Source organism: Streptomyces vinaceus (assembly GCF_008704935.1).
In the GTDB taxonomy this organism is placed as follows: domain Bacteria; phylum Actinomycetota; class Actinomycetes; order Streptomycetales; family Streptomycetaceae; genus Streptomyces; species Streptomyces vinaceus.
The window spans coordinates 4517862-4534943 of sequence record NZ_CP023692.1 but is presented as its reverse complement, the minus strand read 5'-3'; the positions used below and the strand labels follow the sequence as shown (position 1 = coordinate 4534943).

Sequence of the window (17082 nt, the reverse complement as noted above, 5' to 3'; positions counted from 1 at the left end):
CGTGCTCAGACGGCGGCCTTTTTCAGCCGTCGGCGTTCGCGCTCGGAGAGGCCTCCCCAGATGCCGAACCGCTCGTCGTTGGCGAGTGCGTACTCAAGGCATTCGGAGCGGACCTCGCAGGCGAGGCAGACCTTCTTGGCCTCGCGGGTGGAGCCGCCCTTCTCGGGAAAGAAGGACTCGGGGTCGGTCTGGGCGCACAGAGCGCGCTCCTGCCATCCGAGCTCTTCGTCCGCCTCCTCGACCAGCAGTTCCTGAAACAGCTCGGTCATGTGCGCCCCTCGCTCTGTCTGTGCGTCCCCGTGGTGTTGTCGTCACTCATCGCTACGTAACGACACGAGTGAAATTACAAGTGGGCCGCTCCCGGGCAGTCAAGCCGAGATCTGCTATTGGGCCCCTTATTCACTCTGCGGAACCAAGCGTATGCAGAAAGTGTTCATATCGCCAAAAATCGTGACACATGCATCGGGTGCCCCACGGGCCCGTGTTCACCCGCAATCGACGTACCGCTTCGCGGTGCGGTTGCGATCAAGCCAAAGAAGCGGCGTAGATCACATTTCGATCACGAGGCGGCGCGTCGGGTTTGGGCCGGGCATGTGGGGCCGTGACACGGTGTGCAGCGCCATCTCCCCTGCATCGGTTTGCACAAACCTTTCTTCCACCACGGCAACCGGATCAGATGAAACTTTTGCGGCCATTCGAGGCATTGGGTTGACAGTCGGGCCCACGACCCGGTCTCCTTGTCCCCATGTCAGTGACCTCGGCCGCCACCCGGACCCCCATTCGTGGGTTCCTGAGTGCTGCCCAGGTTCGCTGTTGCTGTTGCAGCTGTTGATGCCTTCGGAGCTTCGGCTCCCTGAGCTCCGGCCACCCCCACAGCGACCGCCAGCACGACTGACATCCGTCGAGGACTCCCCCACGATGAACAGCACCTCCGTGAGCATCCGCGCCACCGCTCCCGCCCTCGCCCCCGCCGCCCCCCTCGCCGTCGAGAGCGACCTCCAGATCGCCGGCGACATCCTCTCCGTCCAGCACCTCCTCCAGCCCGCCCGCGAACACCCGGCCACCGTCGCCGAGTTCGCCGGCCTCGCCCGCTCCATCGCCGCGAACCGGGCCGAATGGGAGCACCTGGTCGAGTACGACGCCACCACCCGCTGGTACCACCGGCTGCGCACCGGCCCGGGTTACGAGGTCTGGCTGCTCAGCTGGGTCCCCGGCCAGGGCAGCGGCCGCCACGCCCACGGCGCCTCCTCCGGCGTCCTGACCGTCCTCGACGGCGAGCTCACCGAGCACGGCCCGCGCGGAGCGCTCACCCTCGGCGCCGGCGCCCAGCGCGTCTTCGCCCCCGGCTACGCCCACGAGGTCGTCAACGACACCCTCGAAGGCGCCGTCAGCCTGCACGTCTACTTCCCGGGTCTGACCGAGATGCCGATGCACTCCTGCTCCCCGGCGCGCCGGGAACACGTACCCGCCTGACCGGCCCGCCCGTCACCCGGCCGCACCCCTCCGTGGCGGCGATCGACCGGCTGACAGACTGTCCGCATGCGCATTGTTGTTCTGGCCGGCGGTATCGGCGGCGCCCGCTTCCTCCGCGGCCTCAAGGCCGCGGCTCCCGACGCGGACATCACGGTCATCGGCAACACCGGTGACGACATCCACCTGTTCGGGCTGAAGGTGTGCCCCGATCTGGACACGGTGATGTACACCCTCGGCGGTGGCATCAACGAGGACCAGGGCTGGGGCCGCACCGAGGAGTCCTTCACCGTCAAGGAGGAGCTCGCGGCGTACGGGGTCGGACCGTCCTGGTTCGGCCTCGGCGACCGTGACTTCGCCACCCACATCGTCCGTACGCAGATGCTCGGCGCGGGCTACCCGCTGAGCGCCGTCACCGAGGCGCTGTGCGACCGCTGGCAGCCCGGGGTCCGGCTGCTGCCCATGTCCGACGACCGCGTGGAGACGCACGTCGCCGTCACCGACCCCGAGAGCGGCGAACGCCGCGTCATCCACTTCCAGGAGTACTGGGTCCGGCTGCGCGCCTCGCTCGACGCCGAGGCCGTCGTACCCGTGGGCGCCGAACAGGCCAAGCCCGCTCCCGGCGTGCTGGAGGCCCTCGCGGCCGCCGACCTGATCCTCTTCCCGCCGTCCAACCCGGTCGTCTCCGTCGGCACCATCCTCGCCGTGCCCGGCATCCGCGAGGCCGTGGCCGCCGCCGGGGCGCCCGTCATCGGGCTCTCCCCCATCGTCGGGGGCGCACCCGTGCGCGGGATGGCCGACAAGGTGCTCGCCGCCGTCGGGGTCGAGTCCACCGCCGCCGCCGTCGCCCGGCACTACGGGGCCGAACTCCTCGACGGCTGGCTCGTGGACCCGGCCGACGCGGACGCCGTCGCCGAGGTGGAGGCCGCGGGGATCGCCTGCCGCGCCGTGCCGCTGATGATGACCGACGTGGCCGCCACGGCCGAGATGGCGCGGGCCGCGATGGCACTGGCGGAGGCCGCCCGGTGAGCGTGCCCGCCGCCCCGGCCGCCCCCGCGGTTCCCTCGTACGAGGTGCGCGCCGTCGCCGGGATCCCCGAGGTCCGGCCCGGCGACGACCTGGCCGCGCTGATCGCGGCCGCGGAGCCCGGGCTGCGGGACGGGGACGTCCTGCTGGTCACCTCGAAGATCGTCTCGAAGGCGGAGGGCCGGATCGTCCGCGCCGACTCCCGCGAGGAGGCCATAGACGCCGAGACCGTACGGGTCGTCGCCCGCCGCGGCGCCCTGCGGATCGTCGAGAACCGGCAGGGGCTCGTCATGGCCGCGGCCGGCGTCGACGCCTCGAACACCGAGCCGGGCACCGTCCTGCTGCTGCCCGAGGACCCCGACGCCTCGGCCGCCGCGATCCGCGCCGCACTGCGCGAGCTGCTCGGCGTCGACGTCGGCGTCGTCGTGACCGACACCTTCGGGCGCCCCTGGCGCACCGGGCTCACGGACGTGGCGATCGGCTCGGCCGGAGTGCGGGTCCTGGACGACCTGCGCGGCGGCACGGACGACCGGGGCAATCCGCTGAGCGCGACGATCGTGGCCACGGCGGACGAGCTGGCCGCGGCCGGGGACCTGGTCAAGGGCAAGGCGGCCGGGCTGCCGGTGGCCGTCGTGCGCGGGCTGGCCCACGTGCTCGGCGAGGGTTCGGCGGCGGCCGACCTGGTGCGCGCGCCCGCCGACGACATGTTCCGGCTGGGCACCTCGGAGGCGGTACGGGAGGCGGTGACGCAGCGCCGTACCGTACGGGCCTTCACCGACGAGCCGGTGGACCCGGGCGCGGTCCGCCGCGCGGTGGCGGCGGCCGTGACGGCCCCGGCCCCGCACCACACGACGCCGTGGCGGTTCGTCCTGCTGGAGTCGCCGCGGTCCCGGCTGGAGCTGCTGGATGCGATGCGCGACGCATGGGTCGAGGACCTCAGGCGCGACGGCAAGTCCGAGGAGTCCATCGCCAAACGGGTCCGGCGGGGCGACGTGCTGCGCAAGGCCCCGTACCTGGTCGTGCCGTGCATGGTGACGGACGGCGCGCACGACTACGGGCACGCCCGGCGCGACGCGGCGGAGCGGGAGATGTTCGTCGTCGCGATGGGCGCGGGCGTGCAGAACTTCCTGGTCGCGCTGGCCGGGGAGCGGCTGGGCTCGGCATGGGTGTCCTCGACGATGTTCTGCCGGGACGTGGTGCGCAAGGTGCTCGGGCTGCCGCAGGGCTGGGACCCGATGGGGGCCGTGGCGGTGGGCCATGCCGCGGCGGCTCCACCGGAGCGGCCCGCGCGGTCGGCGGAGGGGTTCATCGAGGTCCGGTAGCGGCCCGGGGGCCGTGACCTGCCCTAGAAGCGGGCGATGTCGCTGCGGTACATGCGCGGGGCGCGGCGGGGCGGGGTGCGGCCCGCGAGGAGGATCAGGCGGGCGGCGCGGTGGCGCTGGCCCGCGTACGGGGCGAGCAGCTCCAGCATCCGCTCGTCGTCGGCGTCCCGCTCGCCCGTGAGGGCGTAGCCGATGATGCCCGGCAGGTGGAGGTCGCCGGTGGTGACGGCGTCGGCGGCGCCGTTGCTGCGCTGGAGGGTCTCGGCGGAGGTCCACGGGCCGATTCCGGGAACGGCCTCCAGCCGGGCCGCGGCCCGCGCCGGCTCCATCGCGGCCGCCTCCTCCAGCCGGGCCGCGACGCGGGCGGCGCGCACGATCGTCGACGACCGCTTCATGTCCACCCCGGCCTGGTGCCAGCCCCAGGAGGGGATCATCGCCCAGCCGCGGGCGTCGGGCATCACGTACATCTCCTGCGGGCCGGGGGCGGGCTCCCCGTAGCGGCGCACCAGGCGGCGCCAGGAGCGGTAGGCCTCGTCGGAGGTGACCTTCTGCTCCAGGACGACCGGGATCAGCGATTCGAGGACCAGACCGGTACGGGTCAGGCGCAGCCCGGGGCGGCTGCGGTGGCTGGCGTGCACGAGGCGGTGGCGGGGGACGAAGGCGGCGGGGTCGTCGTCGGCGCCGAGCAGCGCGGGGAGTGCGCCCAGCACCCAGTCGGCGCCCGGGCCCCAGGCCTCCGCCTCGATCGCGCCGTCCGCGGCGCGGGACACGCGCAGGGTGGCGGGGCCCTCGGGGGTGCGGGTGGCGCGCCAGACGGAGCCGTCGGGGGTGGTGCGGAAGGTGGGGTCGGCGGGGCCCCGGCGCAGGGGGCCGAGGGTCAGGCCCAGGTCGAGGGGGGCCTCGGGGTTCCAGCGGAGCCTGCGGGCACCGGCCGCGGCGGGGCCGGGACCCGGGCCCGGGGGCACCTGGGTACGGCCGCCGCGGACGGCGGTGCGGTTGAGGGGGTCGAAGCGGCCGGCCATGCCTTGAGCGTAGCCCGGCCGAGCCGCTCCTCCCCGCGCCCGGCCATGATCCGCCGGACCCCCTGAGGAGTGTCGTCAAAGTGGCGTCGGCCGCCCGCCCGACCGGACGGGACTTTGACGACACGGCCTACGGCCGGCCCTGGAGCTTGGCGGACGTGGTGCGGGTGGGCGGGAGCTGCGCGTAGAGGAGCTTGCCCGGGCATTCCGTGGCGAAGCCGTCGCGGTGGCCCGAGATCACGTTCAGCTTGACGTTGGTGCCCTTCTTGAACCGGTTGCCGCCGCCCGACTTCAGGGTGGTGGTGGCCCGCGGGTCCCGGTTGAACAGGCCCAGCTTCCACGCCGTGAGCTGCGCCACGGCCTTCACCGCGGCCGCCGGCGGCTTGGTGCTCGTGTACGTGCCGAGCACCGCGACGCCCATGCTGTCCGTGTTGAACCCCATGGTGTGCGCGCCGAGCACCGCCTTGGCGACGCCGCCCGCCCGGCCCTCGTACACCGTGCCGCACTTGTCGACGGCGAAGTTGTAGCCGAGGTCGCGCCAGCCGCTGCTGACCACGTGGTAGCGGTACAGGCTGCGCAGCACCGCCGGGGCGTCCTTGCAGGCGTAGTTGTTGCCCGAGGCGGTGTGGTGGACGAAGGCCGCCTTGACCGTGCTCGTGTAGACGAAGCCCGACTCGCGCAGGGATTCGTCCGCGCCCCAGCCCAGCCGCGTGACGATCCGCGGCCGCGGGCCGATGTACGGGCGGGCCGCGGCGGTGAGGCTGCCGTCCGCGGCGACGGCGTCGGCGGTGGTGTCCGCCTTGTCGAGCGCGGTGATCTCCTTCGCGCCGAGCCCGGCCAGCGGGACGTTGGCGGACGAGGACTCCGCCGTCTCCATGGTCATGCCCGGCAGGGCCACCACGTCGCCCTTGTCGTCGCCGTCGGGTTCGTCGGCGGCGCCGGTGGCGCCGTTCTTGGCGTCGACCACCGTCACCGGGTCCGAAGCGCCCGGATCGACGAGTTCGATACGCATGCCCGACGGGAGCCGGGCCCCGGCGCGTGCGCCTCCGGCGCGGGTGGCCGGGGCGCCGGCCTCGGCCTGGACGCGGACCTCGACCCCGTCCGAGTCGCCCACCCAGAGCGGCGCGGTGCTGCCGCGGACGCGGCCGGAGCCGCTCTCCCGGGTGCCGAGGTCGGGGGCGTGTTCGCCGTTGTGGGTCTCGATGTCCTGCCAGTCGGACCAGGTCCCGGTCGCCACCGCGCGGGTGCGGACCTGGACCCGGCCGAACAGTTCGGTGCTCGCGTCGTCCCAGACGACGCCGACCAGCGAGAACCTCTCGACCTCGCGCGGGGCCAGGCCCCGGGTCTCGGGCAGCCGCGGCGAGGTGCTCATGCCGGGGACGCCGGGCGACCGGTCGGCCGCGGACCCCAGGGGGCCGAGCGGCAGCGACTGGGTGGACCCGGCGGGGGCCACGGGGGCGGCGGCCGCGCCCTGCGAAGGCGCGGCCAGGGCCGGAGTGGAGAGCGCGAGCGGCAGGGCCAGGGCGGCGGCCGTCGCGACACCGATCGAGGAAGCAAGGAATCCACGCATGAAAGCGATGCTGAGCACAGTCGGCACGAAGCGCCATCGGAGAACTGACGGTCCGTCCGATCGCTCCCGCGCGTCCCTCGCCCGTACGGAGGAGCCGACGCCCTCCGTACGGGCGAGGGGCCCGCGTAGGCTGGGCCGGGTGAACGCCACTGACCGCACCCCTGCCGACCTGCTGCGATCCGCGCTCGCCGCCGATCCGGGCCGCCCGCTCGTCACGTTCTACGACGACGCCACGGGCGAGCGCGTCGAATTGTCCGTCGCCACCTTCGCCAATTGGGTGGCCAAGACCGCCAATCTGCTCCAGGGCGACCTGGGCGCCGAGCCCGGCGACCGGCTCGCGCTGCTGCTCCCCGCGCACTGGCAGAGCGCCGTGTGGCTGCTCGCCTGCGCCTCCGTCGGGGTCGTCGCCGAAGTGGGCGGGGACCCGGCCGGCGCCGATCTCGTCGTCAGCGGGCCGGACACCCTGGAGGAGGCCGCGGCCTGCTCCGGCGAGCGCGTGGCGCTCGCCCTGCGGCCGCTGGGCGGGCGGTTCCCGCAGCCGCCCGCCGGGTTCGCGGACTACGCGGTGGAAGTACCGGGCCAGGGCGACCGCTTCGCCCCCTTCGTCCCCGTGGACGCGGACGGGCCGGGCCTGGTGGTCGGCGGCGAGGAGCTCTCGTACGCGCAGCTCGTCGACCGCGCCCGCGAGGACGCGGCGAAGCGCGGCCTCACGGCGGGCTCGCGCCTGCTCTCGGGCCTCGGCTACGACACCTGGGACGGCCTCTCGGCGGGCCTGTTCGCCGCCCTGGCGGCGGACGGCTCGGTGGTCCTGTGCCGCAACCTGGACCGCCTCTCCCCGCAAGCCCTGACGAGCCGCGTCGAAACCGAACGCGTCACCCACACCGCCGCGTAGGACGGGCGCCCCGCGGGAGCCGGGTGGTGTGGGTCTCGTCTCCTTCGGGGGCCGGGCGGGTGCTGACGCGGATGGGCTAACTTGGGACCCTCATAGGGCCCGAACCGGGTGGGGAGAAACAATTTTGGAAGCCATCCTGCTGGTCGGGGGCCAGGGGACGCGCCTGCGCCCCGTAACGGTCAACACCCCCAAGCCGATGGTGCGCGCGGCCGGTGTTCCGTTCCTCGCCCACCAGATAGCCAGGGCCGCGGCGGCCGGGGTCACGCACATCGTGATGGCCACCTGCTACCTCGCCGAGGTCTTCGAGCCGTACTTCGGTGACGGCTCCGCCTTCGGCGTCTCGCTCGAATACGTCGTCGAGGACGAGCCCCTCGGCACCGGCGGAGCCATCCGCAACGCCGCGCGGCGGCTGACCGGCGGGCCGGACGAGCCCGTGCTCGTCTTCAACGGGGACATCCTCACGGGCCTGGACATCGCCGGGCTGGTCGACTCCCACCGGGCGGCCGCCGCCGACGTCTCGCTGCACCTGGTGCGGGTCGAGGACCCGCGCGCGTTCGGCCTGGTCCCCACCGACTCCGAGGGGCGGGTGCTGGCCTTCACCGAGAAGCCGCAGACCCCCGAGGAGATCGTCACCGACCAGATCAACGCCGGCTGCTACGTCTTCCGCCGCAGCGTCATCGACTCCATCCCGGCCGGGCGGCCCGTCTCCGTCGAACGCGAGACCTTCCCCGGGCTGCTCGCCTCCGGGGCCCGGCTGCACGGGGTCACCGAGAACACGTACTGGCTGGACCTCGGCAGGCCCGAGTCCTTCGTCCAGGCCTCCGCCGACCTCGTACGCGGAGTCGTCCCCTCCCCGGCCGTCCCGGGCCCGCGCGGCGAGTCCCTGGTGCTGCCGGGCGCCGAGGTGGCCGCCGGCGCGAAGCTGTCCGGGGGCACCGTCGTGGGCGCGGGCGCCCGGATCGGGGCGGGCGCGGTGGTCGAGGGCTCGATCGTGCTCGACGGCGCGGTCATCGCCGCGGACACCCAGGTGCGCGCCAGCCTGATCGGCGTCGGCGCCACCGTGGGCGTGCGGACGGTGCTGGACGGCGCGGTCCTCGGCGACGGGGCCGTCGTCGGCCCGGACAACGAGCTGCGCGCGGGCGCGCGGGTGTGGTGCGGGGCCGAACTGCCCTCCGGCGCCGTCCGGTTCTCCTCCGACCGGTGACGACGTACGACGATGCCGCCGGCCCCTCGGGGTCGGCGGCATCGTCGCGTCCGGTGCGGGCGCCGGCCCGTCTCCGGTCCGCGCGGGGCTAGTTGGAGGTGACGGTGACCTTCTCGTCGTTCTGGATCTGCTTGACGAGCTGCTGCACCTTCGCCTTGTCCCACAGCAGGTTGCCGCCGCGCTCGCCCGCGATCGGCATGTTCATCGACACGCCCTCGCCGCCGCTGATGCCCTTCATCGCGAAGAACATGTCGGCCAGGTCCCACAGGGACATGTCCTTGTCCACGATCAGCGTGTCCAGCCCCGCGCCCAACACCGGGTACAGCTTGAACGGGTTGAGGATCGTCCCCGGCGTCGCCGCCTGGTTGGCCAGCGTCGACAGGAACTTCTGCTGGTTCTTCGTACGGGCCAGGTCCGACTCGGCGAACGCGTACCGGGTCCGGACGAAGGCCAGCGCCTGGCTGCCGTTGAGGGTCTGCTCGCCGGCCTTGAAGTCGGCGCCCGACTTCTCGTCCTTGAAGCCCTTCTCGATGTTCATGTCGACACCGCCGAGCGCGTCCACGATGTTCGCGAACCCGGCGAAACCGATCTCCGCGTAGTGGTCGATGCGCAGGCCCGTGTTGTGCTCCACGGTGCGCACGAGCAGCTCCGGGCCGTCGTCCGCGTACGCCGCGTTGAGCTTGGTGTGCTTGCCCGTGCCCGCGTACTTCTTCCCGGACTCCGAGCCGACGAAGGAGGGGATCTCCACGTCCGAGTCGCGCGGCAGGGAGATCATGGTGTTGCCGCTGGAGCAGGCCGCCAGGATCATCATCGAGTCGGTGCGCTTGCCCTCGGCCGAGCCCGTGTGGAGCTTCTTCTTGTCCTCGTCGGACAGGCCCTCGCGGCTGTCGGAGCCCACGACCAGGTACGTCGTGCAGTCGCCCTCCTTCGGGCGCTCGATGACCTTGGAGAGGTCGACCTCGCGGCGGACCTTGGAGTCGGCCCAGAAGTAGGTGCCGATGGTGGTCGCGAGCAGCGCCGTGACGAGCACGATGGAGCCGACCTTGATCCGCTTGCGCCAGTCCGGGGCCGGCCCCGCGGGCCTGCGCCCCGGCCCGCCGGGACCCTGCGGGCCCCCCGGACCGGTGGGCGAGCCCGGACCGCCCGGACCCGCCGGGGTGCTCTGCGGGCGCCCGTAGACCTGGCCGGTGTTGTAGCCGCTGTCGTAGCCGCCGTACGTGTCGTGGCCCGGGGCCTGCTGCGGGGGTACCCCGTAAGCGGGCGGCTGCCCGGGCCGGGCCGGCGGCTGCGCCGGCCGCTGCGGTCGCTGCTGCGGCGGGACCGGCCGCTGCTGCCGGCGCTGGACGTGCGGCATCCGCCGGGCACCCTCGGGCTGCGCCTGCGCGCTGCCCCGTCCGTACCGGTCGTCGCCGCTGTCGTTGCGCCCCTCGGGCCACTCACTCATGCCGCCTAGGATGCCTGGCCGGACGGGGTGCCCGACAGTCCGGGCCGAGCTTCGTTCCGGTGCTGTTGCAGAGCTGATGCCTGCGCGTCGGCTTTAAGGTGGGCGCATGACAGAGATACCGGGCGCGAACGCCGGCGAACCCCAGGGCAAGCCGATCTCGGCCTCGCGGACCACGCTCAGCCACATCATGACGGCCAACGACACCAACCTGCTCGGCACCGTGCACGGCGGCGTGATCATGAAGCTGGTCGACGACGCGGCCGGCGCCGTCGCCGGGCGCCATTCCGGCGGCCCCGCGGTCACCGCGTCCATGGACGAGATGGCCTTCCTCGCCCCCGTCCGCGTGGGCGACCTCGTCCACGTGAAGGCGCAAGTCAACTGGACCGGCCGCTCCTCCATGGAGATCGGCGTACGGGTCCTGGCCGAGCGGTGGAACGAGTCCACCCCCGCGACCCAGGTCGGCAGCGCCTACCTGGTCTTCACCGCCGTGGACGCCGAGGGCAAGCCGCGCACGGTCCCGCCGGTGCTCCCCGAGACCGACCAGGACCGGCGCCGCAACCAGGAGGCCCAGATCCGCCGCACGCACCGGCTCGCCCGGCGCCGGGCGATCATGGCGCTGCGCGAGGAGCGCGCCGCCCAGGGCTTCGACGACGACTGAGCCCGCCCGGCCTCCGGTCCCCGGGGCCGGAGCTACTTTCCGCAGATCACCTGGTCGCCCGTGACCACCCCGTACTCGCCCTGGGGCGGGTCCTCGGGCCGGACCGGCACGACCTTCCGGTAGTCCGCCCCGGCGATCACCAGCACCGTCCGGCCCTGGCCCGCCACCGCCCGCAGCTCGCTGCCGGGCAGCGCGGCCGACACCGTACGGGCGGAGCGGTCCCAGCGCGGGTCGTACGCGATCACCGTGCGCTTGACGTCACGGCTCGCCCCGTTGCCCGGGGCCCGGGTGGTGTCGAAGCCGGTGGCGCGCAGCGCCGTGTCCACGCGCCCGCCGAGCCCGTCGATCCGGGTGCCGTTCTCCACCCGTACCCGGATCTGCCCCGGCGGCACGTCCACCGGCACCGCTGCGGGCTGCTGCGGCCGGCCGGCGGGCCGGCTGCCCGGTGCGGCGGGGGCCAGCGGCCGGTCCAGGCGCAGCGCCTCGAACAGCTTCGCGGCCTTCGGCTCGTCCCATTTCACCGTCGAGCCGATGCCCTTGACGGGGTACGAGGGGTTCCCGATCGGGACCGAGGCGAACTCCGAGGACGAGGGGGTGAAATCGCGCAGGGCCTGGCCCAGGGCCAGCATCTGCTCCGATCCGAAGCCCCGGTCGGCCCGGACCGAACCCAGGAGGGTGGAGCTGACCTCCTTGAACTTGACCGGGTTCAGCAGCACCCCGCCGCCGGTGGCCTGCTTGATCAGGGCCGCCACGAACTTCTGCTGGCGCTGCATCCGGCCGAGGTCGGCGGCTCCGTCCACGTGGCGCGAGCGCACGTACTGCAGGGCCTGTCCGCCGCTGAGGCGGTGGCTGCCCGGCAGCAGGTCCAGGCCGGTGTTCTGGTCGTGCAGGGCCTTGACGGTGCAGATCTCCACACCGCCCATCGCGTCGACCGTCTTCATGAAGCTGGCGAAGTCGACCTCCAGGTAGTGGTCGATCTTCACCCGGGTCATGCTCTCGACGGTCCGCACGGTCAGCTGCGGTCCGCCCTCCGCGTACGCGGCGTTCAGCTTCACCGGGTGCGGCCCGTGCTGTTTCCCGCTGGACTCGTCGCGGTGCGCGGGCAGCTCGGCGTAGCTGTCGCGGGGCAGGCTGACCACGCTGGCCCGCTCCCGGTCGGCGGAGAGGTGCACCAGCATGACGGTGTCGGTGCAGTGGCAGGGGGCGCCGCCGAGGCGGTACGCGCGCTTGTCCGCGGGGGTGATCTTGTCCCGTCCGTCGGTGCCGACCAGCAGGAAGTTCAGGCCGTGCCCGGCCTGCGGCCGGTTCTTCATGTCCTTGAACGGGTCCACCCGCTCGATCCCGGTGTCCAGGCCGGTCATCACCGCGTGCCCGATCGCCCCGGAGCCCAGCACCGTCACCGCCAGCGCGGCCGCCAGCCGGACCCCCCACCGGGGCCGGGCGTCCCCCCGGCGCCGGGCCGCGGCACCTCCGCGCCGTGCGCGCTGCGGCTGCGGGGGCCGGGCGGGTCGGGTGGGGCGGTGCGGCTGGGGCACGGGGGACACCTCCGCGGGGGCAGCAGGACCTACAGGGACGAGCCGGACACACGGGTGCCGGACCCTTCGGACCGGACACATCGGGCAGATCGTCAGAACAGTAGGCCCATACGATCAGCCGCTGTCCCTACCGATCATGCGGCGCGCACCCGTTTCCCCCGTACGCGGTAACGTGACACCGATACCCGACCTTGAAGGACCACATGCCCGCCCAGCAGCCCGCAGTCTCGGTGATCATGCCGGTGCTCAACGAGGAGCGCCATCTGCGTGACTCCGTCCGTCACATCCTCGGACAGGAGTACGCCGGTGAGATGGAGGTGGTGATCGCACTGGGGCCGTCCGAGGACCGCACCGACGAGATCGCCGCCGAGCTCGTACGCGAGACCGCATCCAGTAGCCGCGTCCGCGTCGTCACCGTTCCGAACCCCTCCGGCCGCACCCCGGCCGCCCTCAACGCCGCCATCAAGGCCTCGCGTCACCCGATCGTGGTACGCGTCGACGGCCACGGCATGTTGTCGCCGAACTACATCGCCACCGCGGTCCGCCTCCTGGAGGAGACCGGCGCGCAGAACGTCGGCGGCATCATGCACGCCGAGGGCGAGAACGCCTGGGAGGACGCGGTCGCCGCCGCGATGACCTCCCGGATCGGCGTCGGCAACGCGGCCTTCCACACCGGGGGCAAGGCCGGCCCGGCCGACACCGTCTACCTGGGTGTCTTCCGCCGCGAGGCGCTGGAGCTGGCGGGCGGCTACAACGAGGAGTTCATCCGCGCCCAGGACTGGGAGCTGAACTTCCGCATCCGCGAGGCCGGCGGGCTGATCTGGTTCTCCCCCGAGCTGAAGGTCCAGTACCGCCCGCGGCCCTCCGTACGGGCGCTCGCCAAGCAGTACAAGGACTACGGCCGCTGGCGCCACGTCGTGGCCCGCTACCACTCGGGCTCGATCAACCTGCGCTACCTCGCCTCGCCGACCGCGCTGTGCGCGATCGCCGCCGGTGTCGTGGTCGGCGCGGCCGTCACCCCGTGGGGCTTCCTGGTCCCGGCCGGCTACCTCGCGGCGATCACCGCGGGCTCGGTCCCGGCCGGCAAGGGCCTCTCGCTGAAGGCGCGGGCGCAGATCCCGGTGGCCCTGGCCACCATGCACATGTCCTGGGGCTTCGGCTTCCTGACCAGCCCGCGCGCGCTCGCGGCCAAGGTCATCGCGAGCCGCCGCCCGGCGGTGCGCCAGGACCTGGCCAGCGAGGTCTGAGCGGGCCGCGTACACACGTACGGACGTACACACGTGAAGGGGCCCGGTGGCGACAGCGCCACCGGGCCCCTTCGTGCATACCGGTCCTACCAGGTGAAGCCCGGCTGGACCGCCATGCACTCCTTGTCGTCGTCGCCGTTGAGCGGACGGGCGGAGTCGGGGGCCTTGGTGGGGGCGGGCGGCGGCGGGGTCGGCGCGTTGCCGCTGCGCCAGTCCTTGCCGACGAACAGCACGATCCCGGTGACCTCGTCGGACTTCTCCACGGCGGTGGCCGGCAGGCCCAGCGCGGTGGCCACGGCCGCCGCGTCACCGGCCTGGCCGGGGGTGGAGAAGCGGACCACGGTGGCGTCCTCGGCCCCGGTCTGCTGGGTGGACTGGGCCTTGGTGAAGCCCTTGCCGACCAGGATCGCGGCGACCTCGTCGGCCCGGCCCTTGACCCGGACCTGGGCGCCGTCCTTGCCGCCGGTGGCGTTGCGCACGGAGACCGCGATCTTCGCCGGGGGCGCGGCCGGGTCGGCCGCGGGCTGGGAGGGCGCGGCGGGGGCGGTGGAGGCGGCCGGCGAGGCCGGGGTGCCGTCCGGGTTCGGGGTACCGGAGCCCTTGCCGTCGAGGGCGATGTCCTCGCGGACCATCCGGAACAGGGCCTCGGCCTCGACCGGCTTGGGCTCGACGCGGCCCTCCTCGCGGGTGCTGTACACCCACGGCATGGTGGTCATGGTGATCCGCCCGGTGGGGACCTTCTTGAGCTCCATGCTGAGGTCGTACAGCTTGTCGATCTTGTTCAGGCCCGGGTCCACGACCATGGCCTTGATCGCCGCCTGCGCCAGGCTGTTGAGCTTCACCGGGTTGCTGAGCTTGGCGTTCTTGCGGAACTCGCGGGCCATCGAGTTCATGTACATGTGCTGGGCGTGGGTGCGGCCGAGGTCGGTGCCGTCCTCGAACCCGTACCGGGTGCGCAGCCACTGGAGGGCCTGCTCGCCCTGGATGGTGCTCGTACCGGCGGGCAGCTTCAGGCCGGAGCCCTTGCCGTCGCGGGTGCGCGACTCCACGTTCTGCTGGACGCAGACCGGCACGCCGCCGATGGCGTCCGCCATCGTCACCACGCCCTTGAAGTCGATCATCATGAAGTGGTCGATCGGGATGCGCGTGAGCTCGGTCCAGGCGGCGACCGTGCAGCCCGGCCCGCCCCGGCCGAGCGACTCGTTGGTCTGCACGAGGCCCTTGCTGGCCTGGTGGACCTTGCCGCCCGGCTCGGTGCACTTCGGCATCATCAGCATCGTGTCGCGGGGCATCGACACGACCGACATGTTGCTGCGGTCCGCCGACAGGTGCAGCAGCATCTGCACGTCCGCGAGGGGCGGCCCGTCGAAGGTGTCCTTGGCGCCGCCGAGGGCCTGGTTGGCCGCGTCGTCACGGGCGTCGGAGCCGATGAGGAGGATGTTCAGCGGGGTCTGGCCGAAGGCGTTGGGCTTGGAACCGCCCAGCTTGTTCTCGCCGAGGTTCAGGACGTCCGTCTTGATGCTGCCGTTGAGGTGGCGGTAGTAGAGGTAGCCGCCCGCCGCCGTCGCGAGTATGAGGAACGACAGGACGGAGGACACCCAGCGCAGCACCCGCCGCCGGCCGCGCCGCTTGGGGACGCCGCCGCCGGACCCCTCTCTCGGTGGGGGGACGGCGCCGGACGCGCCGGATCCACCGCCGGATATCTCACCGGGCTGGGCGGGCGCCCCCTCCCCTCGCACGCTGCTGTGCCTCACACGTCCCCCTCAAGATTCAATTCGTGTCGTGGTGTGCCGGTCGCACCGGCACGGGCCGGCCGCTCGCCTTGCTCGGTCGTGCCCGGCCCGGCCGGCCCGGTCGTGCCCGGCCGGCCGGTTCGGCCTTTCCCCTGTCGGCCTACTTCGCGCAGATCGCCTTGTCCGCCTCGACCCGCTGGATGTCCTCCGGCGCCTTCTGCGGCGCCGTCAGCGAGACCCCCGCCCCCTTGAAGTCGCCGCCGAGCGTCAGCTTCATCGGGGTCTTGGGCGCGGCGTCCGCCGAGCCCATCTTCAGCGCCGTGGCCGGCAGCCCCATCAGGTCGGCCAGCGCCCGGGCCTGGTCGGCCTGGTTGGGCGCGTACTCCAGCTGCGTCGCGTCGAGCTTGGCGGGCGCGTTGCCGCGGTTGCTGGACTTGTTCACGCCCTTGCTGTTCTGCAGCCAGGTCACGGTGGTCGAGGCCGCGCCGCCGGGGCCGCCGCCGTTGTAGACGTCCACCCGTACGTCGCCTGCGGGCGCCCGGTTGCCCTGGAGCAGGGCGTCCGCCTTGCTCTTGGCCTCCGCGTCGGCCGCGTCCTTCGCCGCCTGCTCCTTCTTCTCGACCTCCGTCAGCGAGACGTCGGCCTGGATCATCTTCAGCAGGGGGTCGGCCACCCGCTGGTCGACGACGACGGTCGCCTTCTTGCCTTCGGGCTCGGCCGGGTTGTCGAGCACCGGGAGCGTGGTGAAGGTGATGTTCTTCAGGTCGATGTCCTTCAACTCACCGGCGAGGTTGGTGAGTTTGTCGATGGACCCTATGCCCGAGTCGACGGTCAGCGACTTGGTGGCCGCCTCCGCGAGGGAGAAGAACTTCTTCGGACTGGTCAGCGTCTCCTTCGACTTCATCTCGCGCATCATCGAGCCCAGGAACTGCTGCTGGGTCTTGATCCGGTCGAGGTCGCCGTGGTTGCCGAACGAGTGCCGCGTCCGTACGAAGGCCAGGGCCTGCTCGCCCTGCAGCCGGTGCTCGCCGGCGTCCAGCTTCAGCTTGGAGTCCTTGTCGTCCACCGGCTTCGCGAGGCACACCGGGACGCCGCCGACCGCCGTGCTCAGCACCTTCACCGCGTTGAAGTCGACCATCATGAAGTTGTCGACGGTGACGCCGGTGATCTCCTTCACCGTACGCATGGTGCAGCCCGGGTCGCGGCCCTCCTGGCCGAGGCTCACGTTGAACCGCGTCCCCTTCTGGCCCGGGATGGTCTTGGTCGAACCGTCGGGCTGCTTCGTCGGGCAGGCCGGGATGTTCGTGATCAGGTCGCGGGGGATGGACAGCGCGGTGGCGTTGCTGCGGTCCTTGGCGACGTGGAAGAGGATCGTGGTGTCGGCGTGGCCGACGCTCTCCGCGTCCCCGTAGCCCTCGTTGCCCTCGCCGCTGCGCTTGTCGGTGCCGATGACCAGGATGTTGATGGGCTGGTCCTTCTTGAACCCGCCCGTGCCCGCGTCGCCGACGTCGGTGACGTTGAGGTTGCTGTTCAGGTGGTCGTAGTAGAGGTACGCCCCCACCGAGCCGGCGACCAGCAGGAACGCCAGGGTGCCGCCGGTGACGACCAGGACCTTCTTGCGCCGGCCCCCTCCGCCGCCGCCCTTGCGCGGCCGGCCGCCGCGCCGCCCGGGCGGACCGTCGCCGCGCCGCGGCCCGGGCACCGCCGGAGACGGCGCCTTGGGCGCCTTGGGGGCGCCGGGCGCACCGGTGCGCGCCGAGGACGGTCTGCGGGGGGCGGCGACAGAGGGCGGCTGCTGCGCAGCGGAACGGTCCAGTCGCAGTTCGTAGTTGCCAGTGCGGGGGTTGAGCACCCACTGGTCTGCGGGGTCGATTTCTTCCGCCCGCCCACGGCTTTGCGCATCCACGGTTGCTCGAATCCTCCGTCGGTGCCTCGCGACGCGTCTCCCCCAAGACGCTCGGT

At 72.8% G+C, this 17082-nt stretch carries 14 protein-coding genes; 7 read left to right on the top strand and 7 right to left on the bottom strand.

What is annotated here, in order from left to right; genetic code table 11:
- Positions 1 to 5: 5 nt before the first annotated feature.
- The gene (locus CP980_RS20470) at positions 6 to 269 is read right to left on the bottom strand and encodes a WhiB family transcriptional regulator (RefSeq protein WP_003983763.1); all 264 of its coding nucleotides are present in this window, start codon (positions 267 to 269) and stop codon (positions 6 to 8) included.
- Between the two features lie 649 nt (positions 270 to 918).
- Here CP980_RS20470 and CP980_RS20465 point away from each other — a divergent pair.
- The 3 genes from CP980_RS20465 to CP980_RS20455 all read left to right on the top strand — a co-directional run bounded on the left by CP980_RS20465 (position 919) and on the right by CP980_RS20455 (position 3818).
- Positions 919 to 1473, top strand: a complete 555-nt coding sequence (locus CP980_RS20465) for a cysteine dioxygenase (RefSeq protein WP_150528776.1) — start codon at positions 919 to 921, stop codon at positions 1471 to 1473.
- Positions 1474 to 1539: 66 nt separating this feature from the next.
- Positions 1540 to 2499: a 2-phospho-L-lactate transferase gene (cofD, locus tag CP980_RS20460; protein WP_132757316.1), complete on the top strand. Its 960-nt coding sequence runs from the start codon at positions 1540 to 1542 to the stop codon at positions 2497 to 2499.
- Between the two features lie 2 nt (positions 2500 to 2501).
- On the top strand, positions 2502 to 3818 hold the full coding sequence (locus CP980_RS20455; RefSeq protein ID WP_150530294.1) for a coenzyme F420-0:L-glutamate ligase: 1317 nt from the start codon (positions 2502 to 2504) through the stop codon (positions 3816 to 3818).
- A 23-nt stretch (positions 3819 to 3841) separates the two neighbouring features.
- On the opposite strand, the gene CP980_RS20450 is transcribed toward CP980_RS20455, so the two are convergent.
- Positions 3842 to 4840: a DNA-3-methyladenine glycosylase family protein gene (locus CP980_RS20450; protein WP_132757318.1), complete on the bottom strand. Its 999-nt coding sequence runs from the start codon at positions 4838 to 4840 to the stop codon at positions 3842 to 3844.
- A gap of 127 nt (positions 4841 to 4967) precedes the next feature.
- Positions 4968 to 6407: a peptidoglycan recognition protein family protein gene (locus CP980_RS20445; RefSeq protein WP_150528775.1), complete on the bottom strand. Its 1440-nt coding sequence runs from the start codon at positions 6405 to 6407 to the stop codon at positions 4968 to 4970.
- Between the two features lie 139 nt (positions 6408 to 6546).
- On the opposite strand from CP980_RS20445, the gene CP980_RS20440 reads away from it, so the two are divergent.
- Positions 6547 to 7299, top strand: coding sequence for a TIGR03089 family protein (locus CP980_RS20440; RefSeq protein ID WP_150528774.1), 753 nt, complete (start codon positions 6547 to 6549; stop codon positions 7297 to 7299).
- Positions 7300 to 7420: 121 nt separating this feature from the next.
- Entirely contained in the window at positions 7421 to 8503 is a 1083-nt protein-coding gene (gene manB, locus CP980_RS20435; protein WP_099895587.1) for a mannose-1-phosphate guanylyltransferase, read from the top strand.
- Between the two features lie 88 nt (positions 8504 to 8591).
- Here manB and CP980_RS20430 read toward each other — a convergent pair whose 3' ends face one another.
- Positions 8592 to 9947 carry an LCP family protein gene (locus tag CP980_RS20430; protein WP_150528773.1) on the bottom strand — a complete coding sequence of 452 codons (1356 nt, stop codon included), beginning with the start codon at positions 9945 to 9947 and terminating at the stop codon, positions 8592 to 8594.
- Between the two features lie 106 nt (positions 9948 to 10053).
- On the opposite strand from CP980_RS20430, the gene CP980_RS20425 reads away from it, so the two are divergent.
- Positions 10054 to 10605 (top strand): acyl-CoA thioesterase, encoded by a 552-nt coding sequence (locus CP980_RS20425; RefSeq protein WP_132757326.1) that lies wholly within the window; start codon positions 10054 to 10056, stop codon positions 10603 to 10605.
- A gap of 32 nt (positions 10606 to 10637) precedes the next feature.
- On the opposite strand, the gene CP980_RS20420 is transcribed toward CP980_RS20425, so the two are convergent.
- Positions 10638 to 12140 (bottom strand): LCP family protein, encoded by a 1503-nt coding sequence (locus CP980_RS20420; RefSeq protein WP_167535861.1) that lies wholly within the window; start codon positions 12138 to 12140, stop codon positions 10638 to 10640.
- 203 nt (positions 12141 to 12343) lie between these two features.
- Between CP980_RS20420 and CP980_RS20415 the strand changes: the two genes are divergently transcribed.
- On the top strand, positions 12344 to 13387 hold the full coding sequence (locus CP980_RS20415) for a glycosyltransferase family 2 protein (RefSeq protein ID WP_132757330.1): 1044 nt from the start codon (positions 12344 to 12346) through the stop codon (positions 13385 to 13387).
- Between the two features lie 86 nt (positions 13388 to 13473).
- On the opposite strand, the gene CP980_RS20410 is transcribed toward CP980_RS20415, so the two are convergent.
- The gene (locus CP980_RS20410; RefSeq protein WP_229907249.1) at positions 13474 to 15141 is read right to left on the bottom strand and encodes an LCP family protein; all 1668 of its coding nucleotides are present in this window, start codon (positions 15139 to 15141) and stop codon (positions 13474 to 13476) included.
- Between the two features lie 139 nt (positions 15142 to 15280).
- On the bottom strand, positions 15281 to 17026 hold the full coding sequence (locus CP980_RS20405; RefSeq protein WP_132757332.1) for an LCP family protein: 1746 nt from the start codon (positions 17024 to 17026) through the stop codon (positions 15281 to 15283).
- Positions 17027 to 17082: the final 56 nt, after the last annotated feature.

Bases quoted from the DNA above. Each gene is read 5' to 3' on its own strand.
- CP980_RS20470 (WP_003983763.1), bottom strand. From the start codon at position 269: ATGACCGAGCTGTTTCAGGAACTGCTGGTCGAGGAGGCGGACGAAGAG.
- CP980_RS20465 (WP_150528776.1), top strand. From the start codon at position 919: ATGAACAGCACCTCCGTGAGCATCCGCGCCACCGCTCCCGCCCTCGCC.
- cofD (WP_132757316.1), top strand. From the start codon at position 1,540: ATGCGCATTGTTGTTCTGGCCGGCGGTATCGGCGGCGCCCGCTTCCTC.
- CP980_RS20450 (WP_132757318.1), bottom strand. From the start codon at position 4,840: ATGGCCGGCCGCTTCGACCCCCTCAACCGCACCGCCGTCCGCGGCGGC.
- CP980_RS20445 (WP_150528775.1), bottom strand. From the start codon at position 6,407: ATGCGTGGATTCCTTGCTTCCTCGATCGGTGTCGCGACGGCCGCCGCC.
- CP980_RS20430 (WP_150528773.1), bottom strand. From the start codon at position 9,947: ATGAGTGAGTGGCCCGAGGGGCGCAACGACAGCGGCGACGACCGGTAC.
- CP980_RS20425 (WP_132757326.1), top strand. From the start codon at position 10,054: ATGACAGAGATACCGGGCGCGAACGCCGGCGAACCCCAGGGCAAGCCG.
- CP980_RS20415 (WP_132757330.1), top strand. From the start codon at position 12,344: ATGCCCGCCCAGCAGCCCGCAGTCTCGGTGATCATGCCGGTGCTCAAC.